Origin of the sequence: Haloferax sulfurifontis, from assembly GCF_014635105.1 — an archaeon.
GTDB lineage: Archaea > Halobacteriota > Halobacteria > Halobacteriales > Haloferacaceae > Haloferax > Haloferax denitrificans.
In genome coordinates this window covers 157,464-180,641 of record NZ_BMCI01000005.1, presented here as the reverse complement: position 1 = coordinate 180,641, position 23,178 = coordinate 157,464, and the positions used below count along the sequence as shown (strand labels likewise).

19 protein-coding genes are annotated in these 23,178 nt (G+C 68.6%); 10 read left to right on the top strand and 9 right to left on the bottom strand.

Going from position 1 to position 23,178, the window contains the following annotated elements; all coding sequences use genetic code 11:
* The first annotated feature begins 58 nt into the window (after nucleotides 1–58).
* Entirely contained in the window at nucleotides 59–1,471 is a 1,413-nt protein-coding gene (locus IEV64_RS14405) for an amidohydrolase (RefSeq protein WP_188424203.1), read from the top strand.
* A 96-nt stretch (nucleotides 1,472–1,567) separates the two neighbouring features.
* Here IEV64_RS14405 and IEV64_RS14400 read toward each other — a convergent pair whose 3' ends face one another.
* On the bottom strand, nucleotides 1,568–2,272 hold the full coding sequence (locus tag IEV64_RS14400) for a creatininase family protein (protein WP_007274263.1): 705 nt from the start codon (nucleotides 2,270–2,272) through the stop codon (nucleotides 1,568–1,570).
* Nucleotides 2,273–2,493: 221 nt separating this feature from the next.
* Here IEV64_RS14400 and IEV64_RS14395 point away from each other — a divergent pair, with 221 nt between their 5' ends.
* The 4 genes from IEV64_RS14395 (at nucleotide 2,494) to IEV64_RS20025 (ending at nucleotide 8,767) form a co-directional block, all read left to right on the top strand.
* A complete protein-coding gene (locus IEV64_RS14395) occupies nucleotides 2,494–4,074 on the top strand; it encodes an ABC transporter substrate-binding protein (RefSeq protein WP_188424334.1) in 1,581 nt (526 codons plus the stop codon).
* A gap of 60 nt (nucleotides 4,075–4,134) precedes the next feature.
* The gene (locus IEV64_RS14390) at nucleotides 4,135–5,142 is read left to right on the top strand and encodes an ABC transporter permease (RefSeq protein ID WP_188424202.1); all 1,008 of its coding nucleotides are present in this window, start codon (nucleotides 4,135–4,137) and stop codon (nucleotides 5,140–5,142) included.
* Entirely contained in the window at nucleotides 5,135–6,115 is a 981-nt protein-coding gene (locus tag IEV64_RS14385) for an ABC transporter permease (protein ID WP_007274265.1), read from the top strand. The genes IEV64_RS14390 and IEV64_RS14385 overlap by 8 nt, the downstream gene beginning before the upstream one ends.
* A 180-nt stretch (nucleotides 6,116–6,295) precedes the next feature.
* Nucleotides 6,296–8,767, top strand: a complete 2,472-nt coding sequence (locus IEV64_RS20025) for a dipeptide ABC transporter ATP-binding protein (protein ID WP_188424201.1) — start codon at nucleotides 6,296–6,298, stop codon at nucleotides 8,765–8,767.
* 27 nt (nucleotides 8,768–8,794) lie between these two features.
* Here IEV64_RS20025 and IEV64_RS14375 read toward each other — a convergent pair whose 3' ends face one another.
* Both IEV64_RS14375 and IEV64_RS14370 read right to left on the bottom strand, forming a co-directional pair.
* Entirely contained in the window at nucleotides 8,795–9,619 is an 825-nt protein-coding gene (locus IEV64_RS14375; RefSeq protein ID WP_007274267.1) for a polysaccharide deacetylase family protein, read from the bottom strand.
* 97 nt (nucleotides 9,620–9,716) lie between these two features.
* On the bottom strand, nucleotides 9,717–10,670 hold the full coding sequence (locus IEV64_RS14370; RefSeq protein WP_188424200.1) for a TIGR03560 family F420-dependent LLM class oxidoreductase: 954 nt from the start codon (nucleotides 10,668–10,670) through the stop codon (nucleotides 9,717–9,719).
* Nucleotides 10,671–10,844: 174 nt separating this feature from the next.
* Here IEV64_RS14370 and IEV64_RS14365 point away from each other — a divergent pair, with 174 nt between their 5' ends.
* The 4 genes from IEV64_RS14365 to IEV64_RS14350 all read left to right on the top strand — a co-directional run bounded on the left by IEV64_RS14365 (nucleotide 10,845) and on the right by IEV64_RS14350 (nucleotide 15,324).
* Complete coding sequence (locus IEV64_RS14365; RefSeq protein WP_004971995.1) at nucleotides 10,845–11,570, top strand: SDR family NAD(P)-dependent oxidoreductase; 726 nt, start codon at nucleotides 10,845–10,847, stop codon at nucleotides 11,568–11,570.
* Between the two features lie 618 nt (nucleotides 11,571–12,188).
* A complete protein-coding gene (locus IEV64_RS14360; protein ID WP_007274270.1) occupies nucleotides 12,189–12,596 on the top strand; it encodes a PPC domain-containing DNA-binding protein in 408 nt (135 codons plus the stop codon).
* A gap of 546 nt (nucleotides 12,597–13,142) precedes the next feature.
* Nucleotides 13,143–14,006: an HFX_2341 family transcriptional regulator domain-containing protein gene (locus tag IEV64_RS14355; RefSeq protein ID WP_007274271.1), complete on the top strand. Its 864-nt coding sequence runs from the start codon at nucleotides 13,143–13,145 to the stop codon at nucleotides 14,004–14,006.
* Between the two features lie 439 nt (nucleotides 14,007–14,445).
* Entirely contained in the window at nucleotides 14,446–15,324 is an 879-nt protein-coding gene (locus IEV64_RS14350) for an outer membrane protein assembly factor BamB family protein (protein WP_342765494.1), read from the top strand.
* A gap of 60 nt (nucleotides 15,325–15,384) precedes the next feature.
* On the opposite strand, the gene IEV64_RS14345 is transcribed toward IEV64_RS14350, so the two are convergent.
* The 4 genes from IEV64_RS14345 to IEV64_RS14330 all read right to left on the bottom strand — a co-directional run bounded on the left by IEV64_RS14345 (nucleotide 15,385) and on the right by IEV64_RS14330 (nucleotide 19,709).
* Entirely contained in the window at nucleotides 15,385–17,010 is a 1,626-nt protein-coding gene (locus tag IEV64_RS14345) for a hypothetical protein (protein ID WP_188424199.1), read from the bottom strand.
* The gene (locus tag IEV64_RS14340) at nucleotides 17,007–17,783 is read right to left on the bottom strand and encodes an ABC transporter ATP-binding protein (protein ID WP_007274274.1); all 777 of its coding nucleotides are present in this window, start codon (nucleotides 17,781–17,783) and stop codon (nucleotides 17,007–17,009) included. Before IEV64_RS14340 ends, IEV64_RS14345 begins: the two co-directional genes overlap by 4 nt.
* Nucleotides 17,784–17,869: 86 nt before the next feature.
* Nucleotides 17,870–18,736: a DUF7847 domain-containing protein gene (locus IEV64_RS14335; RefSeq protein ID WP_188424198.1), complete on the bottom strand. Its 867-nt coding sequence runs from the start codon at nucleotides 18,734–18,736 to the stop codon at nucleotides 17,870–17,872.
* A gap of 154 nt (nucleotides 18,737–18,890) precedes the next feature.
* Complete coding sequence (locus IEV64_RS14330) at nucleotides 18,891–19,709, bottom strand: alpha/beta fold hydrolase (protein WP_188424197.1); 819 nt, start codon at nucleotides 19,707–19,709, stop codon at nucleotides 18,891–18,893.
* A gap of 133 nt (nucleotides 19,710–19,842) precedes the next feature.
* Between IEV64_RS14330 and IEV64_RS14325 the strand changes: the two genes are divergently transcribed.
* Nucleotides 19,843–20,529 carry a helix-turn-helix domain-containing protein gene (locus tag IEV64_RS14325; RefSeq protein ID WP_007274277.1) on the top strand — a complete coding sequence of 229 codons (687 nt, stop codon included), beginning with the start codon at nucleotides 19,843–19,845 and terminating at the stop codon, nucleotides 20,527–20,529.
* Between the two features lie 43 nt (nucleotides 20,530–20,572).
* Here IEV64_RS14325 and IEV64_RS14320 read toward each other — a convergent pair whose 3' ends face one another.
* Nucleotides 20,573–21,796 (bottom strand): outer membrane protein assembly factor BamB family protein, encoded by a 1,224-nt coding sequence (locus IEV64_RS14320; RefSeq protein ID WP_188424196.1) that lies wholly within the window; start codon nucleotides 21,794–21,796, stop codon nucleotides 20,573–20,575.
* Nucleotides 21,793–23,082: an outer membrane protein assembly factor BamB family protein gene (locus tag IEV64_RS14315; protein ID WP_188424195.1), complete on the bottom strand. Its 1,290-nt coding sequence runs from the start codon at nucleotides 23,080–23,082 to the stop codon at nucleotides 21,793–21,795. The genes IEV64_RS14320 and IEV64_RS14315 overlap by 4 nt, the downstream gene beginning before the upstream one ends.
* Nucleotides 23,083–23,178: the final 96 nt, after the last annotated feature.

Here is a 23,178-nt window from a genome sequence, read left to right as displayed (position 1 = left end):
ACGTCCACCGCTCCGGAAGTGTTATTATCGTTTCTCCAGTCCAATCGAACGAGACTCAATGAACCACAACGAGACGTTCGAGGCGGTCGAGTCGCTGGAGGCGGAACTCGTCTCACTCACCGAGTCGCTCTGGGAGACGCCCGAACTCGGGCTTCACGAGACCGAGTCCGCCGAGTTGCTCTCGTCGGTCCTCCGCGACGCCGGATTCGACGTCACCGAGGACATCGGCGGGATGCCGACGGCGTTCAAAGCGACCTACGGCGAGGGCGAGCCCCACGTCGGCATCCTCGGCGAGTACGACGCCCTGCCCGGACTGTCGCAGACGGTGTCGTCGAACAGGGAACCCGTCGAGACTGGCGCGCCGGGCCACGGCTGTGGCCACAACCTGTTCGGCGTCGCCGGCGTCGGGGCCGCGCTCGCCGCGAAGCGCGCCATCGACGTCGGGCGGGCCGAGGGGACGGTCACGTTCTTCGGCTGTCCCGCCGAGGAGATACTCGTCGGCAAGGTGTTCATGGCCCGCGACGGGGCGTTCGACGACCTCGACGCCGCGCTCACGTGGCATCCGAGCCACCTCAGCGCGCCGTTCATGGCCCAGACGCTCGCGATGAACTCCGTCGAGTACACCTTTCACGGCGAGTCGGCCCACGCCGCCGACAGCCCACAGTCCGGGCGGAGCGCGCTCGACGCCGTCGAACTGCTGAACACCGGGTCGGAGTTCATGCGCGAGCACGTCTCCGACGACGCCCGTATCCACTACACCATCCCCGACGGCGGCGGCGCGCCGAACGTCGTCCCCGCGGAGGCGACGGCGTGGTTCTACGTCCGCGCGCCGACCCGCGACGAGGTCGACCGCATCACCGACTGGCTCGACGACGTGGCCGAGGGCGCGGCGCTCATGACCCAGACGACGGTGTCGCGGCGGTTCCACACCGGCTGTTACGACTACGTGGCGAATCACGCGCTGTCTGACCAACTGTTGGAGAACATGCGACTCGCCGGTCCCATCCCGTACACCGACGAGGACCGCGAGTTCGCGGCGGAGCTTCAGGAGACGCTGTCGGCGGAGACCATCGAGGCGCGGACGGCGCAACTCTCCGAAGAGCGACGCGAGGCGGCGCGCTCGTCGGTGCTGTATCCCGACGCCCAACCCTCCTACGACGTGGGGACAGTGCTCAACGGCTCCACGGACGTCGGCGACGTGAGCTGGATTACGCCGACCGCGCAGTTCTGGGCGGCGTCGTGGCCGGTGGGGACGCCCTCGCACACGTGGCAGGCGGTCGCCGCCAACGGGAGCTTCGGGTCGAAGGCCGCGGTGTACGCCGCGAAGGTCCTCGCGGCGACGACGCTCGACCTCTTTTCGGACGACGAGTTGGTGGCGGCGGCCCGCGAGGAGTTCGAGGCGTCGGTCCCCGGCGAGTACGAGACGGCGCTCCCGGAGGGGACGGAACCGCCGTTCCACCTCACGCTGTAGGCGTCGAGCGTCGGGAAAATCAGCTCTCGTTCCGGTTCCGGTTTCGGGTCGCGGGTTCGTTCGCTTCTGTCTGTCACTCCGTCGCCGAGGCTCGCGTTACTCCAGTTCCGACCGGAGATGCGTCAGGATGCGGTCGGTCGTCGCCTCGATGACCTCTTCGAGGAACTCGGGGTCGGACTGCGTCGGGTCGCCGAGGCCGCCCTCGACGGTCAGGTCGTCGAAGTGGGCGTACTGGCGGACCTCGTAGCGGTTCTTCTTGGTCTGCGGCGTCTTGCGGTCGCCGCGGACGAGGTCGGGCCGGTAGTGCTCGATGACGCTCGTCTCGTACTCGCCGGCGTGGCCCCACTCGGTGCCGAACCGCGCCTCTAACTGGTCGCGGGCGAAGTCGGTCCAGTGGGCGTAGTACGAGTCGAGTCCGTGGTCGCGCTGGAGTCGGTCGAGAGCGAGTTTATGCGGCTCGATGTTGCCCCCGTGGAAGTTGGCGACGAGAAACCGGGTCCCGCCGTGGCGCTGGACCGACCGCCCCACGTCGATGATTATCTCCTGGTACGTGTCGGCTCCGAGCGAAATCGTCCCCGCGTAGTTGATGTGGTGCTCCGAGTAGCCGTACGGGAGGACCGGGAGAACGAGGAGGTTCAGGTCGTGTTCCGGGGCCGCCGCGGCGAGCTCCGCGGTCAGGTTCTCCGCCCGGATGGAGTCGACCGAGGTCGGGAGGTGCGTCGAGTGCTGTTCGGTTGCCCCGCAGGGGAGCACGACGAAGTCCGCCTCGTCGAACGCGGTTTCGGCTTCCTGCCACGTCATCTCCGCTAGGAGTGACTGTGACTCCGTTGAGTCCATACGGAGATACGCACAGTTGTCGTATATAATAATTTACCATCCGGCAGTATGAGTGGACAAGGGGAAACGAACACACCGTATGCAAATGCTTATGTTGGTGATGCCGAAATGATTCGGCGTCAATGATGAGAGAGAGTGTCTCACGTAGAGATATACTGAAAACGACGGGTGCGTCGATACCCGTCTTGCTCGCCGGCTGTACGTCCGACTCCGGGTCCGAAACGACGACCGAGGGTGACGGCGGCGGCACAACCACGAGCGGCGGAACGGAGACGTCCGCCGGTAGCTCCGACGCGACGATAAACATCGGACAGTCGCTGAACCCCGTCCGATTCGACCCGATAACGCAGCTTTCGAACCCCGACGCGCTCGTCGCAAACCGGGTGTTCAGCCAGCTGTACACCTACGGGGAGGGGACCGACGTGGTCCCGAACCTCGCGACGAGCATGCCGACCATCGAACGGGACAACACCCGTTATATCGTCGAAATCGTCGACAACGTGATGTTCCACAACGGCGACCCGGTCACCGCCGAGGACGTGGCCTACTCGTTCCGCGCGCCGATAGAAGAGGAGACGCCCCTCTTGGGCATCTTCAGCGTCATCGATTCGGTCGAGGCCATCGACGAGACGACGGTCCAGTTCGACCTCTCGAACCCCTACGCGATGTTCCAGCACGTTCTCACCCATCAGGTCGTGCCGGAGGCCGTCCGCGAGGAGGACAAAGAGGCGTTCAGCACCCAACGGCCCATCGGTTCGGGGCCGTTCAAGTTCGTCGAGTGGGAAGAGAGCAACTACGTCACGCTCGAACGCTGGGACGACTACTGGGGCGACGAACTGCCCAACGTCGCGGGCGTCGAGTTCACGCCCATCACGGAGTCGACGACGCGCGTCACCAACCTCCGGACGGGCGACGTGGACGTCATCGAGACGATTCCGCCCCGACTCTGGGAGACCGTCGAGAGCACCGACGACACGAGCATCTCCGAGGTCGAGAGCGTCGGCTACTTCTACGTCGCGTTCAACTGCAACGAGGGGCCGACCGCCGACAAGCGCGTCCGCGAGGCCATCGACTACAGCTTCTCGATGGACGACGCGGTCGACCGCTACATCGACCCGGCCGGACTCCGCCAGTACGGCCCGCTTCCGGGCCCGATGGTCGAAGAGTGGGATATGCCGCTCGAAGAGTGGATGGAGATTCCGAACGACAAGGACATCGAGCAGGCGACGGCGCTGTTCGAGGAGGCCGGCGTCCCCGCCGACTGGGACGCGAAAATCATCGTCCCGCCGGACGACAACCGCGAGAACATCGGTCTCTCCATCGCCAACGGCATCAAGGAGGCCGGCTACGAGGCCCACGTCGAACGGCTCGACTGGGGCGCGATGCTCAGCCGCGCGTACACCGGCAACGCCTCGGACTACAACATCTACGTCCTCGGGTGGGTCCGCTACCCCGACCCGGACGACTTCATCTACAACCTGTTCCACGAGGACTCGGAGGGCGTGAACCAGGGCGTCTACTACCGGAACGACGAGGTCATGGAGCAGATTCAGGGCGCGCGCGAGTCCACCGACCGCGACGAGCGCCAACAGCTCTACCAGTCGGCCATCTCGACGCTCTTGGAGGAGAAGGTCCACCTCCCGGCGTTCAACTACAAGAACTCCTACGGCGTGAAATCCGCCGTCAGCGACTTCCAGGTCCACCCGGTCTCGCCGCAGAACCCGCGGCTCCTCACCGACTACAACAACGTCTCGGTCGACAGATAAACGCTCACAGTCGGTAACAGTTACCAAACGTTATATGCTCACTCCCCATCCACTCCACCCATGACGACAACCGGTTACATCGGACGGCGATTACTCCAAATCGTTCCGGTCATGCTGTTCGTCGTTACGGTCACGTTCGTCCTCATCAACTCGATACCCGGCGACCCGGTTCGAATCCTCGTCGGGCCGGCCGCCGACGCGGCGGCTATCGAGGCCGCCCGCGCGAAGTACGGCCTCGACCAACCGCTGTACGTCCGGTACGTCAGGTACCTCGCGGCGGTCGCGACGGGCGACTTCGGGACGAGCATCCACTACGGTGGGATCGCGGTGACGGAGAAAATCTTCGAGCGGCTCCCGGTGACGCTCTTGCTCCTCGCGTCGAGTTTCACCCTCGCAATCGGCACCGCAATTCCGCTGGGCATCTTCGCCGCCAAGAACCGTAACAACGGCTACGACCACCTCGCCCGCGTCACGTCGCTCATCGGCGTCAGCACGCCGAGCTTCTGGGTTGGCCTGCTGCTCATCATCGTGTTCGCGTACTACGGCGACCTTCTGCCGCCGAGTGGGCTCATTATGCCGTGGGCCGACCCCGCGTCGGTCGACGGGGCGACGTCGAGACTGGACGTGCTCGTGACTGCGGCGTCGCATCTGATACTCCCCTCCATCACGCTGGGGACGCTCCAGATGGCGGCCATCACGCGCATCGAGCGGTCGTCGATGCTCGAAGTGCTCAACAAGGACTACGTCCAACTCGCCCGCGCCTACGGCGTCTCAGAGCGGACGATTCTCCGGCGGCAGGCGTTCAAGAACGCGCAACTGCCGGTGCTCACCGTCATCGGCATCCAGATGACGACCGCCCTCGGCGGCGCGGTGCTGACCGAGACGGTCTTCAACATCAACGGGATGGGGAACCTCATCATCACCGCGGTCCGGGCGCAGGACTACCAGCTCATCATGGGCACGACGATATTCTTCGCCATCGTGTTCGTCCTCGGCGTGCTCGTCGTGGACGTGCTGTACGCGGTCATCGACCCGCGCATCTCCTACGGGGGTGGTTCCGGTGAGTGATTCGACGGCCGCCGTCGGCGACTCGACCCGCGCGGGCGGCGTCGCGGACGCCGACGAGCGCTCCGCCGTCTCGCGCTCCTCGCAGGTGCTCCGACAGCTCAAGCGCAACTCGGCGTCGCGCGTCGGCCTCTACGTCATCGGGCTCGTGACGCTCGTCGCGCTGTTGACGACTATCGACGCCGACCTGTTCGACTACCAGTTCGCGGCGACGTTCTGGTACCACCCGGAGAACGACCCGGCGGGAAGCACCATCCTGCTTCCGCCGGTCGGCATCGAAAACAGCTTCGGGACGGGGTCGTGGGCGCATCCGCTCGGGACGGACCACCGCGGCCGCGACGTGCTCGTCAGACTGGTGTACGGAACGCGCATCGCCGTCCAGGTGGGTCTCATCGCGACGGGCATCGGGATGACCATCGGGACGGTCGTCGGCGCGGTCTCCGGCTACTACGGCGGCTGGGTGGACGACGTGCTCCAGCGGTTCGTCGAATCGCTGTACGCGATTCCGTTCCTCATCCTCGTCATCGCCATCATGTCCGCGTTCGGCCGCGAACTCGGCATCGCCATCGTCGGCGTCTCCATCACGACGATTCCGGTGTTCACGCGGCTGATTCGCTCACAGGTGCTGAGCGTCCGGGAGATGGAGTACGTCGAGGCCGCGAAGGCCGCCGGCGTGCGCGACCGCCACATCATCTTCCGCCACATCATCCCGAACAGCTTCGCGCCGGTGCTCGTCCAGTCGACCTTGCAGGTCGGCGTGAACATCCTCATCGTCGCGTCGCTGTCGTTCCTCGGGTTCGGGGTCCAACCCCCGACGCCGTCGTGGGGGCAGATGCTCGCCCACTCGCGGCAGTACATGATCGTCAACCCGTGGTTCAGCATCTGGCCCGGCCTCGCGATTCTCGCGACGGTCATCGGCTTCAACCTGCTGGGCGACGGCCTGCGCGACGCAATCGACCCGCGGTCGAACGACTGACGATGAACGGACCACACGTCTCACCGACCGTCCGCCGCGGGGCCGGGAGTAGCCCGGTCTCCGCCGCTCGCTCGCCCGCCGAACTATCGCTCCCTTCCCGGGACGGCGTCGGAACTCGCTCTCGCGGTTCTGCAGAGGCACCCATCTCACGCACCGACGCCCCCCACCACTCCACGACCAATGTCTGATACGCTACTCACCGTCCGCGACCTGCACACCCACTTCCGCACCGACGCGGGGACCGTTCGGGCCGTCGACGGTATCTCGTTCGAGGTACAGCGCGGCGAAGTGCTCGGTATCGTCGGCGAAAGCGGCGCCGGAAAGAGCGTCGCGGCGCGGAGCATCATGCGCCTCATCGACTCGCCGGGCGTCATCGTCAACGGCGAGGTCCGCTTCGAAGACGACCTCCTCGTCGGCGTCGAGCGCGGCGACGACCCCGACGACGAACCGCGTCAGGACCCCGAGATGCTGTCGAGCCGCGAGATTCGCGAGCGCGTCCGGGGCCGCGAAATCGCGATGATATTTCAGGACCCCACGGAGAGCCTCAACCCGGTGTTCACCGTCGGCGAGCAGTTGAGCGAGATTATCGGGCTCAACCGCGACGTGTCGGCGGCCGAGGCCGAGGCCATCGCCGTCGAGCGCCTCCGCGAGGTCGGCATCCCCGAGGCCGAACGCCGGATGGACGACTACCCCCACGAGTTCTCCGGCGGGATGCGCCAGCGCGTCCTCATCGCGATGGCGTTCGCGTGCGAACCGAGCCTCGTCGTCGCCGACGAGCCGACCACCGCGCTCGACGTGACCGTCGAGGCGCAGATTCTCGACCTCGTGAAGGACCTCGCGGCCCGCTACGACACCTCGTTCGTCTGGGTCACCCACGACATGGGCGTCGTCGCCGAGATATGCGACCGCGTCGCCGTGATGTACCTCGGCGAAATCGTCGAGCAGGCGACCGTCGACGACCTCTTTCACGACACGAAACACCCCTACACCGAGGCGCTTCTCGGGTCGATTCCGCGGCCCGACCGCGACGTGGACGGCCTGTCGCCCATCGAGGGCATCATGCCGGAGGCCATCAACCCGCCGAGCGGCTGTCGCTTCCACACGCGGTGCCCGCACGCCCGAGAGGCGTGTCTGCACGTCCACCCCGACGCCCGACTCGTCGACGAGGGCGGCGAGGGAGACGGCGACGTGGCGATACAGGCCGGTGACGGAACCGCCGTCACCGAAGTCGCCGCCGCGCCGCACCGGGCGGCGTGCCTGCGCAACGACTCGTTCGCCGAGGCGGGCTACTGGGAGAGCGCCCCGCTCGACGACGCCGAATCAGCCTCCGGGTCGGCCGCCGCCGAGTCGGATTCCGCCGAGACCGGTGACGCCGCCGAGACTGGGACCGGTTCAACGTTCGACCCCGACGCCGACCCGCTCCTCAGCGTCCGCGACCTGCGGAAGTACTTCGACGCGAGCGACGGCTTCCTCGACCGCCTCCGGTTCGACCGCGACGCGGGACTGCTTCCCTTCTCGGTCGACCGCGAGCACGTCCGCGCGGTCGACGGCGTTTCGTTCGACATCCTGCCCGGCGAGACCCTCGGCCTCGTCGGCGAGTCCGGGTGCGGGAAGTCCACGCTCGCGCGGACGCTCCTCCGGTTGGTCGACCCGACGTCCGGCGACATCGTCTTCGACGGGGAGAACCTCGCCGAACTGTCGAAAGAGGAGCTTCGCAAGCGCCGCAAGCGAATGCAGTTCGTCTTTCAGGACCCGCAGGCGTCGCTCGACCCGCGGATGACCGTCGGCGAAATCGTCGAGGAGCCGATGCAGGCCCACGGGCTCTACGAGGGCGAACGCGAGGCCCGGGCGCGCGAACTGCTGGAGACGGTCGGCCTCGACGCCGACCACTACAACCGCTACCCCCACCAGTTCTCGGGCGGCCAGCGCCAGCGGGTCAACCTCGCGCGGGCGCTCTCGGTCGACCCCGACTTCATCGTCTGCGACGAGCCCACCTCGGCGCTCGACGCGTCGGTGCAGGCGCAGGTGCTCAACACGATGAAGGAACTTCAGGACGAGTTCGGGCTGACGTACCTCTTCATCAGCCACGACCTGAGCGTCATCCGCCACGTCTGCGACCGCGTGGCCGTGATGTACCTCGGCGAACTGGTCGAACTCGCGGACAAGGACGACCTGTTCGAGTCGCCGAAACACCCCTACACGCGGGCGCTCCTCTCGTCGATTCCGGTGCCCGACCCGCGGGTGTCCCGCGAGACTGTCCCGCTGTCCGGCGACGTTCCGTCGCCTATTCACCCGCCGACCGGCTGTCGGTTCCACACCCGGTGTCCGAGCCTCGTCGCCCCGGGGGACCTCGACCTCGGCGACGAGGAGTGGGACCGCGTGCGCCGGTTCGTCAGAGCCGTCCAGCGTGAATCCCCGGATATCGTCGCCGACGACGCTCGCGCGACCTACTTCCCCGACGGGCTCCCCGCCGGCGACGCCGGCACGACCGTGGAGCGCGCGCTCTCGCTCGCGGCCGACGGCGCGTGGCGCGACGCCGCGTCGCTCCTGACGGAGACGTTCGTCGAGCCGAGCGTCTGTACCTCCGAGGTGCCGACGCTGGAGTCGCCCGACGGACTCGACCGTGTCGTCAGCTGTCACCACTACTCCTGAAAAAGCGCCGCCGGCTTTACCTCGCCCTCACGCCGACCCGAACCGGTCGGCGACTTCGGCCACGGTTTCGAAGGCGACGCCCGGCGCGTCGGCGACGTGTTCGACGAACGATTCGAGCCGGGCGAGCCGGTGGGACTGCCCGATGACCTGCGGGTGCATCGTGAGGACGAACACGCCGCCGTCGACGTTGTCCACCATCCAGTCGAACTGCTCGCGCCACTGGCGGAACACCGCTTTCTCGTTCGCGTAGCCCCGCTTTCGGTTGAAGGCGAACGCCGGGAAGTCGTCGCGTTGCCACGAGACGGGCACCTCGACGATGTCGGTCTCGGTGCCGCGTTCGAACGGCGCGTCGGCGGGCGCGGCCCACCCCTCGCGGACGCGGTACGGCTCGAAGTCGGTCGCCATCTGGCTCGAGTCCCACTCGAAGCCGAGTTCGTCGAGGATGCCGAGCGTGTGGGTCGAAAAGTCCCACGAGGGCGAACGGTAGCCGGTCGGCCGCCGACCCGTGAGGTCGACGATGCTCTCGACGCCGCGTTTCACGTCGTCGTACTCCGCCGCTCGCGACTCGTACTGTCGCGGGCGGGTGTGGGACCAGCCGTGGTGCTGGACGTCGTGGCCGCGGCTCCACACCTCCTCGGCGGCCTCGGGGAAGCTGTCGATGGTGTGGCCCGGCGTGAACCACGTGGTCTCGACGCCGAACTCGTCCAAGAGGTCGAGGACGCGGGGCGCGCCCACGTCGACGCCGAAGAGTCCTCTCGACAGTTTCGTCGGGCTGTCCGGCGATTCGAACGAGTGTATCCACGAGGAGACGCCGTCGAAGTCGAAGGTGAGGCAGACGCTGTGGTGAGTCACGCTTCGACGTACGAAAATAGATGTGATAGCTGTTTCCATGCCGCACTCGCGGGACGCGGCCCACGCCGGGTCGATTCGCGGACTCCCGACCCGCAGGTTACCGAAACGCCGGCGCGACGCGCTCGGCGAACAGCTCGGCGCTCGTGGTCTCGGGGAAGTCCACGAACTCCACGACGACCTCGCCGAAGCCCATCTCGTCGAACGTCTCCAGTCGCTCGCGGACCTGCTCCGGCGTGCCGACGAGCGGGTACTCGCTGTCGGCGACGTTCTCGGGCTTGAACCGCGGGAAGTGCTCGTCGAGCAGGGCGTCGAGTTCCGCCTCGTCCTCGCGGAGCAGACACCGCGCGAACCACGAGCGCTCTATCTCCTCGAACGGACGGCCGTAGCCCTCGCAGTGGCGTTCCAGCACGTCCAGTTTGTGTTGCATCACCTCCGGCGGCCCCCAGAAGTTCCACGAATCGGCGTACTGGGCGGTGATTCGGAGCGTGAACGACTCGCCGCCGCCGCCGACCATGATGGGCGGATGCGGGTCTCGGACGGGATGCGGCTGACACATCGCCTCGTCGAGGGTGTAGTAGTCGCCGTCGAAGCTGACCGTCTCCTCGGTCCACAGGCGCTTGAGTATCCGAATCGACTCCTCCAGCATCCGGAGGCGGGTCGGCGCGTCCGGCCAGTCGTAGCCGTAGGCCCGCGCCTCGCTCTCCTTCCAGCCGGCACCCATGCCGAGTTTCAGCCGTCCGTCGCTCACGGCGTCGAGCGTGGCGGCCTGCTTGGCGAGGAGCGCGGGGTTTCGGAAGTGGTTGTTCACCGTCTTCGGGTAGAGGTACACGTCCTCGGTCTCGCGGGCGATGGCGGCCAGCGTGACGAAACACTCCGTCGTCGGGCCGCTACCGGTCATGACGTGGTCGGGGACGGCGACGCCGTCGAAGCCGAGACCTTCCACCGCCACGGCGAACTCGATCTGCGCGTCCCACGAAATCTCGTCGCAGAACGCCAACTGGGAGTGAACGGAGTCGCCGGCGCTGGTCGGAACGTTGACTGCGAACTGCATACGAACGGCTCACGCGCGACCACGAAAACAGTTACCACTCCACTCACCGCGTTATTCGCCTCGACCGCGGCGCTCGCACCGCGCTCGGCTCCGACAGTACCGCTCGTCGGCACCCCGACAGTACCGCTCGCCGCCACCCCAACACGTACTACGGTTCGGGCCCTCCCGAACCACATGACGGACAATCAGCGCGCGGCAGTCGTGACCGGCGCGTCCAGCGGTATCGGGCGGGCGGTCGTCGAGCGACTCCGAGCGGACTACGACTACGTCGCTTGCTTCGATATCGAGACCGGCGAGACCGACTGGGACGACGAGCGCGTCCACGAGTTCGCCGTCGACGTTCGCGACCCCGACGCGGTCGCGGACGCGGTGGCGGCGGTCGAATCGGTCGCCGACGTGGCGGCGCTCGTGAACAACGCGGGCATCTCGCGGGCCGTCTCTCTCGCGGACCTCGACCCGGACGAGTGGGACCGCGTCCTCGACGTGAACCTCAAGGGGCAGTACGTCGTCGCCCGCGCCGTCGCGCCGGCCATGGTCGAGCGCGGCGAGGGTGCCATCGTCAACGTGTCGAGCGTCGCCGGCCTCCGCGGGAGCGCCACCGGCGGCGTCCACTACTCCTCGTCGAAGGCGGGCGTCTTCGGGCTCACGAAGGGGCTGGCGAAACAGCTCGGCCCCGAGGTGCGCGTCAACTGCGTCGCGCCGGGGCTCGTCGAGACGCCGCTTCTCACCGAGTCGAACCTCTGGACCGAGGAGGCGCTCGCCGAGTACGCCGCCGACCTCCCGCTCGAACGCATCGGGACGCCCGAGGAAGTCGCCGACGTGGTCGCGTTCCTCTGCGACGGCGCGGGCTACGTGACGGGCACGGTGCTGACGGTCGACGGCGGGTCGATGCTCCGGTGACGCGTTGAGTGACTGCGGCCGCGGTCGGTCTGGCCCATCGCCCGGACCGAGTGGATATCTCAATCATATAAAATATCGAGCTATAATCTATTTCTTATACTTTTGTCGAACGGGCGGTCGACTTCGGACACGTCGTCGTCTGCGGTCGCTTCGAGTCCCGCCCTCGGTTCTGTTTCGACCGATTCGCCCGTTTCGAGTGTCGACACCGGTCTCGACTCGACGTTCACGTTTCCGTGGTGACTCCAGTCTCTCCCCTCCCGCGGGTGTTCGAGTAACGACCGACTGCGAGCGCGATATGGTTCATTTGCCCCGTGATTTTCCTGTTTTTGGCGACGAACCTGATGACTGGTGGTCGTCTTATTCGAGACGGATTTCGTCGTGACTGGGGTTATTCTCCGAAACTGGCGAACTGAGCGTTCGAAGCGACTGAGACGACGGTTTCGCGCCGATGTGGAGGTCAGTTGGCTCTCAAAGACATGACCCGTTGTGATTACTCAAAATACAGTACTGTCTACTTAATAGTCAGGGAAACAAGATTTCTCTCCGCTCGTCCCGCAACGTTGAGCCTTTCAAAACATATTACGCCGCCGCCGCTGTACCGGACGCTCGGGCACAACCATGGACTACGTCAAAGAAGACGACACGGTCGTCGTCAGGCTGGACCCCGGCGAACAGGTCCTCGACTCGCTCGCGACGGTGCGCGACGAGTTCGACATCGAACACGGCTTTCTCACGGGTATCGGCGCGGTCGACTCCGTCACGCTCGGCCACTACGACGTGGGCGACCAGGAGTACCTCGAAGAGGAGTTCACGGGCCAGTTCGAGGTGACGAGCTTCCTCGGCAACATCGGCCCCGACAAGATTCACACGCACATTCAGGTCGGCACGCGCGAGTTCGAGACGCTCGGCGGCCACTGTTCCGGTGCGCGCGTCTCCGGGACGTTCGAAGTCGTCATCCATCTCGGCGAGACGCCGCTGACCCACCACCTCGACGAGCGGACCGGTCTCGACGTGTTCGACATCTGAACCGGGCCGGACCGGGGCGGGCCGAACTGAACCGGACTGACCCGAGTGAGCCGCAGTGCGGACACTCGGTTTCTTTTCTGCGCGGCTGTCGCGGGTCGAGAGCGGCGCGCTCGTCGGGCGACGAGTGAGGTTCGGAGAAAGAAAAGACGGTGCTGTCGGGGCGTCGGCCGGCGGTGGAGGGCCGAAGCGAGGGGGGCTGGAGGGCGCGTGTCGGCGGACTGGCCGACGCCCCGAGCGCACCGGGCGAAGGTTCCGGGGGTCGTCCGCCGACGCGGGTTCCGCCGCGGGGACGCGACCGGGGACCGCTGGTCGCGCCGCCGTCGGCGGGTCGCAACCGCCGGTCCGTTGGAGCGCGGCCGGCGGCAACTATTCGTAGTCGGTAACCCACATTGGCGGTTCCTCGGTTACTACCGTTAGTTACGTGAGTAGCATGAATAGCGTGTGTTTCTCGGAGTCTCGGGTGTACGGGTGCAGTATCAGTCGTCTACGGGTGAATTACTCAATCGAATGACTTTCGACGCGGGGGGTCGTGGCCGAGAGTGACAGATGAAACGACATCTCCGCGTTCACATTGTCCCCCTGTGGCGCGAACACGACCGCATCGTCGGCCCCATCGAGGACGACCGGCCGGACAAGGTCTACCTCCTCGAACACGAGGACCCCGCGGTCGAGCGCCCGACCTACCACGAGGCGGTCGTCGACCGCATCGCCGACGTGGTCGGCACCCCGCCTGACGTCGAGTACCTCGACCTCTTCGACATGTACGAGGTGATGGGCGCGATTACGACCATCGCCGACTGGCACCCCGACGACTTCGTCCGCGTCAACGTCACCGCCGGCACCAAGCGCGCGGCCGTCGGCGCGACGATGGCCTGCATGGACGAACACACCGACGCCGAACCGTACGTCGTCGACCCCGAGGTCCGGCCGCACGGCCTCGACGCGCCGGTCACCGAGGGCTTCGAGCGGGCGTCGCTCCTGACGACCTACCAAATCGACTCGCCCTCCCCCGACCAGGTCGCCGCGCTCGCCCTCATCGAGGCCCACGACACCGACGCCAAACGCGCGAAGAAGAAGACGCTCATCACCGAAGCGGCCCGCTACGGCCTCGAGTTCATGCGCGGCCGCGTCGACGGCGAGGTCGAAGACTACGACCCCGTCACCGGGGACTACAACGTCCTCGACAACCGCGTCACCGCGACGCTCGAACATCAGGGCTACGTCGCGGTCACCCAGCGCGGAACCCGCCGCTACCTCGAACTCACGGAGGAGGGGAGACAGACGCTCCGCGCGTTCCGCCACCGCGCCGAGTCGGTCGTCTCGGACCTCGAAGCGCGGACCGACGACCCCTCCGACAACGTCGATTTCGCCCTCGACAACCCGGTCGACGCGCTCGTGGAACACCGGTAGGGCGAGTCGTCGCGCCCGTCGCGCACCGTTCTCCCTGCGACGCTCGCCGTCCCCTCGCGCGCTGAGGACAACTGTTAGTACGGTAGCGACGGGACACAGACATGTATGCCCTCCAACATGCACACGCGCAGAGCCGTCCTCGCGGCCGGCGGCGCGACCGCCCTCGCGTCGCTCTCAGGCTGTGTCGCCCGCGCGTTCAGCACTCTCGACGTCGAGCGCGACTACCGACGCGACGCGCCCGTCGGCGACGTGACAGGCGCGTGGCCGACCTACCAGCGCGACTTCGCCAACACCGGTTACACGACCGGCCCCGGCCCCTCGGCGGACGCGGGCGTCGAGCGAATCGCGTCCGGCGACGCGGCGCTCGCCACCTCAGTCGCGGTCGCCGACGCCCGCGGCGTGCTCGGCTACAGCGACGGGGACGGCGAGGACGGCGTGTATCGCGCGCTCGACCTCGACGCCGAGACCGCTCCCGCGGACTCCGACCGCGCGTGGACCGTCGACTACGCCCACGCTCGCCGGCGACGCGATGTTCGTCTCGACCGCGGAGTTCGTCGCGGCCTACGACGCCCGGACCGGCGAGCGGTGCTGGCGGACGAGCGAGGGCGGGTACGGGACCCCCGCGAACGCGCCGGTGCTCGCCGCGGAAACGCTCGTCGACGGCGGCGGTTCGACCGTCTTCGGGCGCGACCCGGCGACTGGCGAGGAGCGATGGAGCTACGACGCCGGCAGGGCCTCGCCCGGTCTCGCCGCCCGCGACGGCGTCGTCTACACGCCAATTGGCGTCGACCACGAGCAGACCGGCGTCGCCGCGCTCGACGCCGCGACCGGCGAGGAGCGGTGGCGACGCGAGGACCTCCCGCAGAGCGCCGTCCCGCTCACGGTGGACGACGCCCATCTCTACTACAGCGCTCACCGCGGGAACGTGTTCGCCCTCGCCCTCGAAGACGGGTCGACGCAGTGGCGGGCGTCGGTCCCGCTCCCGGAGAACGGAAGCCCGCAGACCGCCGTCGCGGACGACACGCTTCACGTCCAGTCCTCGCGGGGGAGCCTCGCCGCGTTCGACGCCGGCGACGGCGCGACGAAGTGGACGCTGTCGCTCGATGCCGATACGTTCGCCCGGCCGCCGGTCGTCGCCGAGGACACCCGATTCGTGGCGAGCGACGACCGACTCTACGCCGTCTCGGCGGCGTCCGGCGATGAACTGTGGTCGAAGGCGCTCGACGTCCGACCCACCGGCGGCCTGTCGGTCCGCGGGTCGGAACTCTACTTCGCCGGGACGGGCAGGAACCCCGGCGTGTTCCGCGTAGCGGACTGACGCCCGCGGGCCGCCGCCGTCGCGATTGCGTTCCGCGCCGACCGACGACGCCAGCCCCCGTCAGTCGAACGTGTACGTCCGGTACCGTCGAACCGCGTACCGGTACGAACCGTAGGAGACGCCGACGGTCACGAGGAGGTACAGCCCGAGTCCGGCGGCGAGAAGCGGCGTCGGAGCGAGGTGTCCGGTGACGCCGAACCACGTGGCGACGAGTCCGATGACGGTCCCGGGGCCGACGACGAACATGAACGCCATCAGCACGAGCGTCGAGGGAACGACGGTCGTCGCGCCCCAGAACTCGCGTTCCTCGTATATCGGGTAGGCCGCGCCGAGGCCGACCGCGAAGGCCGCCGCGGCGAGGCACATGAGGACGCCGACGAGCGCGAACGTGACCGCCGACAGCGGCGGCGTACCGAGGGCGACCGTCGCCAGCGGGAGCGCCGCGGCGACCGGGACGCCGAGAATCACGCCGGCGAGGACGCGCCCCCGAACCAGCGCCCGCGGCGCAGTCGCGGTCAACAGTAGTATCGGGAACTGCGGGCGGTCGTCGCCGATGGGGTTGAGGCCGAACGTCGCGCCCGCGAGGTAGGTCCCGAGGCCGGCCCCGCTCGCGGCGAGTATCGGGCCGAGTCCGTCGGCCGAGGACTGGACGATGGTCGTGCCGAGCGGGCCGAGGAAGAACACCAGCATGACGAGGTGCGTGAACTTCTGGGGGTGGCGGACGCCGCGGACGAGCAGGCCCCACGCGACGTGGCCCCCTTTCGTCGCCGACAGCGGCCTCGGCGTCGAGAAGCCGCCGGCAGACCCGTCAGCCTTCGCGCTCGCCGCCGAGACTCGGTCGCCCCCGGTCGCGTGGTCGGTGAACCAGAGCGCGCTGGCCTGCCGGGTGGCGACGACGAGGCCGACGGGCGTGAGTGCGACGATGGCCGCGAAGGTGACGACGGCGGCCGCCGAGGACGGTCGGGCGAGTGGAGTCCCGACGAACGCGAGCGCGAGGTAGTCGGCGAGCGGGTCGAACGTCAGCGTCGCCGCCAGCGTGTCGACCGGGAGCGAGCCGTCGGCCAGCGACCGGCCGAACGACTGCGAGACGAGGACGACTCCAACCATCGCGACGAAGCCGACGACCTTGAGCGTGCGCCGGACGCCGGGCAGGCGCTCGAATCCGCGGAGCACGGCGACGCCGGCCGCGTAGCCCCAGACGGTCGTACAGCACGCGAGCGGGACGACGACGGCGGCCGCCGTCACCAACAGCGACGGCGCGCCGAGCCCGGCCGTGAACGTCGCGGCGACGACAGCGAACGGGAGTCCGAACCAGAGGCCGATTCGACCGACTTCGGCCGCGATGAGTCCGATGACGACGGCCCGCGGGTGGACCGTCGTGAGCACGAGCGACTCGTTTTCGACGCGGCCGATGCGTTCGAGCGTCCGGAACGTCGCGAGGAGGATCAGCACCACGGGGACCGCGGTGGCGACGAGGCCGAAGAGTGGAATCTCGGTCACGGACTGCGCGCGCCGGCCGGCGACGTAGACGACCGGGAGCGAAAACAGGAGGTTGCCGCCGAAGACCAACGCGAGAAGCAGGAGGCCGACGATTCGGCGCGTCTCGGAGGTGTACCCGCGGACGCTCCGCACGAACTCGGCGCGCCCGATTCGCAGGCCGTGGCGAACGTCTCGTCGGAGATTCATTCGTCGGCGACACCCGATAGATGCGACTCGTCGCTCGTGACCGCGAGGAACGCGTCTTCGAGCGAGCCCTCGCCGCCCGTCTGGGCGCGCGATTTCACCTCGTCGGGCGTCCCCTCGGCGACGACGCGGCCGTCGAACAGGACGCCGACCTCGTCGGCGACGGCCTCGACCACGGGGAGGATGTGCGTCGAGAGGAAGACGGTCGACCCCGAGGCGGCCACGTCGCCGATGGACGTTCGAATCTGTCTCGCCGCGCGGGGGTCGAGCCCGGAGGTCGGCTCGTCGAGAAACAGCACGTCCGGCTCGTGGAGCACGCTCTGGATGAACGCGGTCTTCTGTTTCATCCCCTTCGAGTACGTGCCGATGCGCTTGTTCGCGTCGCCGACGAGGCCGAACCGGTCGAGCAGGTCGTCGATGCGCGCCTCGGCGGTCTCCGCCGGGATGTCCCGGAGGTCGGCGACGTAGTCGAGTTGCTCGCGGGCGCTGAACTCGTCGTACAGCGGCGGCGTCTCCGGGAGGTAGCCGACGTGCGGCGCGAGCTTTCCGCGGTCGCTCACGTCGAGCCCGCAGATTCGGACCGAACCCGAGGTGGGCCGTGAGAGCCCCGTCAGGATGCGCATCGTCGTCGTTTTCCCCGCGCCGTTCGGTCCGAGAAAGCCGTACACCGTTCCGCTCGGAATCGACAGCGAGACGCCGTCGAGCGCGACCTCGGAGCCGTAGGACTTCCTGAGGTCGACCGCTTTAATCGCGGCGTCCGGGTTCGTGGAGGGCATGGGACGACCCCCGATTCACCCCCCGGACGCCTAACGGTTGCGAATGACACGTGAGCGACAGAATCTGCGGCGACTCGGCCGTCGCCTCAGGGTGCCGTCGTCTCGGGATTCGTCGGGCGAATCGACCGGTAGAACGCCGTCGAGTAGGCGGCGAAGAAGCCGCCGACGAGGCCGCTGACGAGCACGAGTCCGACCGCGATGGCGACCATGCCGACGACGCCGACCGTCGGGAGACTCGAAAACGCCGACGCGGCGGGAGCGCCGGAACCCGCCCCGCCCACCGCGGCCCCCTGATGTCGGAGCGACGGGGTGAGAAGGAGCGAGATGACGACGGCGAACGCGCCGGCGAGGACGCCGCCGAGGCCGGTGATGACCGAGTAGCCGAGGACCGACACGATGTTGTTCCTAACGCAGGAGACGCTCCGCTTGATGCCGTCGACCGCGCCGAGGTCGTCGATGACGATGGCGTGGCCGAAGAACTGCACGACGAACACCACGGCGAGGTAGGTGAGAGCCACGGCGAGGACGACGACGCCCAGAACCGCGAGCGCGACGGTACTCATCTCGCCGTTGCTCCCGAGGACGGCGATGCCGACGAACACCGAGGCGAAGACGCCGACGAACGACAACACGAAGTTGACGACGAGCAGGGAGAAGTACACCACGAGCAGTGAGACGTAGTGTGTCTTCCCCTCGCTGACGAACGTACCGAGCGAGGTGCGACCGTCGATGGCCTCGTTGGCCATACCGAGAACGCCGCCGAGGAAGAACGGGACGATGAATATCGTGAGTCCGCTGAACCCAAGCGAGACGATGCTCCCGATGAGCGGGCTGACCGCCTGCGCGAATATCGAGGGGAGTTGAATCAGGCTGAACGCCGTGGCGACGACGAACAGTATCGGGTTCCGTCTGAGCGACCCGGCGGCTGTACCGATGGATTGGAGGGCTGTCATACTGACCACGTCTCCGCATCGAGCAAAGAATGTTTGGTTGACAGGTCGTCGCACGCCCTCCACGCATCGAACCGCGAGCCTGCCGGAGACGACTGCTACACGGCTCGTACTTCCGCAATTGTCGTTAACACGACCCTCCGCGTGGTCGGCGTTTTCACGGGTAACCGACCCGGTCACGGAGGAACGAATCGACCGCGGCCGCGACCCGCTCGGGGTCGTCGCCGGGGCCGCCGTGACCGAGCGCGTCGAACTCGACGAACCGACTGGCCGGCAGGGCGTCGTGGACGTTTCGGGCGCTCTCGCGGAGGAAATCGGGGCCGTCGGTGCCGGCCAAGACCACGGCGGGTGCGTCCACGTCCAAGCGGGCCGGAAGCCGGTACTGCTCGACGGCGCGGTTCATCCGGACGACCTCCTCGGCGAGGGCGACGCAGTCGGGCCAGACGGGCCACTCGTCGAGCCACGCGTCGAGGTCGTCGATGCCGTCGGGGTGGAGCACCTGCTCGACGTAGCGTTTGACCGCCTCGCGCCGCTCTCCCGCCCCCACGAGCGCGGCCATGCGCTCCGAGAGGTCCGCCTCTCTCCGGTACGCTTCCGGGAGAACCGCCGGCTCGTAGGCGGCGACGGCGGCCACCCGCGCGTCGGTCGCCGCTTCGAGAGCCGTGAGCGCGCCGAAGGAGTGACCGAACAGCGCCGGGTCGCGCCCGGTCGCCGCGCGAATCTCGTCGACGAGTTCCCGGACGGTCTCGGCCTCGCGCTCCAGCACCGCCTCGGCGGGCGTCGTCTCGGCGTCGTCCAGACAGGTGCCGAAGCCGGGTCGCTCCGGGACGACGACCTCGTAGCCGTCGAGGTGCGGGACGACCGGGTCCCAGAACGCCGGCGGTGCCATCCCGCCGTGACAGCACAGGAGCGGCGCGCCGCTCCCGAATCGCTCGTCGGACAGTTCGGTTCCGCGTTCGAATCGAATCGGTTGCATCGCACCCTCGCTTGTCGCCGGCGGCGGCTAAGTCGCACTCTCAGCCGTGCGGCCGTTTACATGGGGGCCGAAGAGGGAGCCCCGACTCGGCCGCTTCGACACGCCCTTGGCCGACCGCCGAGACAGCGGACGTATGGGGCTCATCGCCGAGTTCGACATCGACTGCGACGCGCTCCCGCTGACCGGGGTCGCGGCGGCGGTCCCGGAGGCGACGCTCGCGCTGGAACTCCAGTACAACCACGGCGAGCGACCGATGTTCGTCGTCACGGTCACGGGGGGTTCGACGCGGGCGCTCGAAAGCGCCATGGACGACTCCCTCGACGTGGCCGACTGGACCCGGATCGGCGAGTCGGGCGAGACGCGCCGGTATCAGGCCGTCCCGGCGCTGAGCTTCGAAGAACAGCTCGGTGACAGCCTCGACGACCTCGCCGGGCTGGAGGCCCTCGCCACCGCCGACGCCATCATCGAGCGCATCGAGGTCCGACCGGCGGGCTGGCGACAGACCGGCTGGTTCGCGGACCGCGACGCGTTCGGGCGGTTCGCGTCGTTCTGGCGGCGGAACGCCGGCTTCGACCTCCGGCGCCTCGCCCGCGACGGCGACCCCGAACCGCCGGGCGAGGGGCTCACCGACCGACAGGACGAGGCGCTCCGGACGGCGTACGAACTGGGCTACTTCGACATCCCCCGCGGGGCCACCCTGCGGGAGGTCGCCGACGACCTCGGCATCACCGCCTCCTCGGCCTCCGAGCGACTCCGACGGGCGCAGACCCGGCTCATCGCCGAGACGGTGGCGACGACGTGGCCGCCGCTTCCGAACTGACGGGTCGACGAACCACTCGGGTCGGTCGCGCCCGAAGACCGACCTAACTGAGTCGGACGACGGCGCCCCGGCCGGCGAAGTAGACGCCACCCTCGGCGACGCTCGGGCCGATGTCGAAGCGCTGGCGTTTGCCCGCCGCCAGCTCTTGCCGCGTGTTTCCGGTGGGGGCGTCGAGGACGGTTATCGCATCCCCGCTGTCGTCGTGCGTCGGGACGAACACGGTCCCCGCGCCGACGGCGATGCCGCTCGCGTAGCTTCCGGCGTAGTTCAGGTTGTCCCAACAGCGGGTGCCGTCCGCCAGCGCGAGCGCGACCAGTCGGTCGTCGGTCGCGACGTACACCCGACTGCCGTCGGTCGCGATGGTCTCGGGCCGCCTCGGTCGGCGTTCGCCGCCCGCTCGCCGCGGTTCGAGCCGGTAGCGCCAGCGCTCTGCACCCGTCTCGGCGTCGAGTCCGAGCACGCTCCCGGCACCGGTCCCGACGAGGACGGTTCCCTCGACCACCGAGACGTTGCACGCGATTCGGGCGCCCGTCTTCGCGCGCCAGCGCTCCGTCCCGTCGGCCGTCGCCAGCGCCCGGACGTAGGTGTCGTCGCCGGCGGTGTAGACGGTGTCGCCGGCGACGGCGGGCGTCGAGTCGGAGGGGAACCCGGTCGCGGCCCGCCAGCGGGTCTCGCCGGTCGAACGCGACAGCGCGTGAGTCGCGACGCCCGCTTGGACGTAGACGGTGTCGCCCGCGACGATGGGGCTCGCACCGAAGATGCCGCCGCCGAGTCCCTCCCGCTTCCAGCGTCGGTCACCCGTCGCCGCGTCGAAGGCGTGGGTCTCCTCGCGGGTCACGACGACGAGCGTTCCGTCGCCGACTGCGGGCGCGGGCTCGGGGTCGGTGAGCGGTCTGGTCCACGTTCGCTCGCCCGTGTCGGCGTCGACCGCGGAGAGTCCGTCGTCCATGTCGTGGACGTAGACGGTGCCGTCGGCGACGACCGGGACGTGGTGGCCCACGTAGGTCTCCACGGGCACCGTCCAATCGACGGCGAGGTCGCCCTCGGGGACGGCCTCGGACGCGACGGCCCCGGTGTTCGTCGTCGGACCCATCACGCCGCGCCAGTCCGCGGTCGCCGGCTCGACGGGGTCGTACTCGGGGCACTCCCCGCTCGTCGGATTGTGCTCCGACCGCGTTCCGAGACAGCCCGCCGCGCCGACGGCGGCGGCGCTTCCGAGACTCGCCAAGAGTCGACGCCGAGTCGGTCGCTGGCCGGTGTCGGTCATGCGACCTTCACCACCCCGCGGTGCGCGTGGGTCAGATACATCGCCTCCTCGGTGATGACCGGCGACGCCATCGGCCGCCTGTAGTACGGTTGGGCGAAGTAGTTCCCCGACTGGAGCCACTCGTCGGCGTCGCCGCCCCACAGCCGCGTCCCGTCGGCGGCGTCGACGGCTCCGGTTCGGAGGTAGACTCGCCCGTCGGCGACGGGCGGGCGAGCGAGATACGGGAGCTCCGTCGGGTCGCGGTCGTGGCTCGGCGGCGCTTCGTTCACCACGCGCCAGCGCTCGCCGCCATCGGTCCGGGAGAGCGCGTAGAGGTTCTTCGCGCCGACGTAGACTCGCTCGCCGTCGACCGTCGGCGGGCCGGCGGCCTCCGAGCCGGTCACGAACCGCCAGCGCTCCTTGCCGGTGTCGGCGTCGAGCGCGTAGACGGTTCCGCCGACGGTCGCGTACAGCGCGTCGTCGGTGACGGCGAGGCCCCCGGGCGACCGGCCGTACCGGCCGTCGAGCACCGTCCGCCAGCGCCGCCCGCCGCCGTGGTCGTAGCCGAGGACGACGACCGCCTCGCGATCCCGCTCGAACGGCGTGAAGGCGGCGTAGACGCCGCGGTCGTCGGCGACGGGCATCGTGGTTTCGACCGGTTCGTCCGGGCCGACGAGGTGCTCTGTCGGCCCCGGTCTGTCGGCGGTCCACAGTCGGCTTCCATCGCTCCCGACGGCGTGCAGGCGGCCGTTCCCGCTTTCGACGTACAGTCTGTTCCCGTACGCCGTCGGGGTTCCCAGCCGGCCGCCGAGGTCCGCGGCCCACTCGCTCGACCCGTCGCTTCCGACGGCGTGGAGGGTGCCGTCGTAGCCTCCGACGACGACGATTCCCGGGTCGTCGCCGACGACCGCGGGGCCGCCGCTGAGCCCGTCCGGGAAGCCTTCGACCCACCGGACCGACCCGGACTCGGCGTCAATCGCGGCCAGCGGGCTGGTGAAGTCGTCCGGCCTGTAGTGTCGGGTCGCGAGTCCGGTCGCGTAGACGGCCCCGTCGGCGACGACCGGCGGGGCGAGCGCGCCGTAGAGCGGCGGGTCGAGGCTCCCCCGCGAGACGCTCCACGAGACGGTTCCCTCGGGCGGGCCGGCCGGTGCGTGGCCCGTCGCCTGCGGGTCGTAGCCGGCGGTCGGCCACGCCCTCGTCGGCGCGTCGAACGTCGCGTCCGGAGACGGTGGTGAGCCGCCGCACCCGGCGACCCCGCCCGCGAGCGCGACTCCGCCGGCGGCCAGTACCTCGCGTCTGGAGAGCATACGACCGCCGTCTCGGCGCGGGATAAAAACCTTCGTGGCTCCTCGCTCGAAGGGTTCGCCGGCCGCGGCCGGTCGCGCCGCCGTCGAAACCAACAG

What these genes read in the sequence shown, in the direction of transcription:
- IEV64_RS14355 (WP_007274271.1), top strand. Translation starts at nt 13,143, where the DNA reads ATGAAACGACATCTCCGCGTTCACATTGTCCCCCTGTGGCGCGAACAC.
- IEV64_RS14335 (WP_188424198.1), bottom strand. Translation starts at nt 18,736, where the DNA reads ATGACAGCCCTCCAATCCATCGGTACAGCCGCCGGGTCGCTCAGACGG.
- IEV64_RS14370 (WP_188424200.1), bottom strand. Translation starts at nt 10,670, where the DNA reads ATGCAGTTCGCAGTCAACGTTCCGACCAGCGCCGGCGACTCCGTTCAC.
- IEV64_RS14365 (WP_004971995.1), top strand. Translation starts at nt 10,845, where the DNA reads ATGACGGACAATCAGCGCGCGGCAGTCGTGACCGGCGCGTCCAGCGGT.
- IEV64_RS14345 (WP_188424199.1), bottom strand. Translation starts at nt 17,010, where the DNA reads ATGAATCTCCGACGAGACGTTCGCCACGGCCTGCGAATCGGGCGCGCC.
- IEV64_RS20025 (WP_188424201.1), top strand. Translation starts at nt 6,296, where the DNA reads ATGTCTGATACGCTACTCACCGTCCGCGACCTGCACACCCACTTCCGC.
- IEV64_RS14405 (WP_188424203.1), top strand. Translation starts at nt 59, where the DNA reads ATGAACCACAACGAGACGTTCGAGGCGGTCGAGTCGCTGGAGGCGGAA.
- IEV64_RS14340 (WP_007274274.1), bottom strand. Translation starts at nt 17,783, where the DNA reads ATGCCCTCCACGAACCCGGACGCCGCGATTAAAGCGGTCGACCTCAGG.
- IEV64_RS14390 (WP_188424202.1), top strand. Translation starts at nt 4,135, where the DNA reads ATGACGACAACCGGTTACATCGGACGGCGATTACTCCAAATCGTTCCG.
- IEV64_RS14330 (WP_188424197.1), bottom strand. Translation starts at nt 19,709, where the DNA reads ATGCAACCGATTCGATTCGAACGCGGAACCGAACTGTCCGACGAGCGA.
- IEV64_RS14320 (WP_188424196.1), bottom strand. Translation starts at nt 21,796, where the DNA reads ATGACCGACACCGGCCAGCGACCGACTCGGCGTCGACTCTTGGCGAGT.
- IEV64_RS14325 (WP_007274277.1), top strand. Translation starts at nt 19,843, where the DNA reads ATGGGGCTCATCGCCGAGTTCGACATCGACTGCGACGCGCTCCCGCTG.
- IEV64_RS14400 (WP_007274263.1), bottom strand. Translation starts at nt 2,272, where the DNA reads ATGACGTGGCAGGAAGCCGAAACCGCGTTCGACGAGGCGGACTTCGTC.
- IEV64_RS14315 (WP_188424195.1), bottom strand. Translation starts at nt 23,082, where the DNA reads ATGCTCTCCAGACGCGAGGTACTGGCCGCCGGCGGAGTCGCGCTCGCG.
- IEV64_RS14360 (WP_007274270.1), top strand. Translation starts at nt 12,189, where the DNA reads ATGGACTACGTCAAAGAAGACGACACGGTCGTCGTCAGGCTGGACCCC.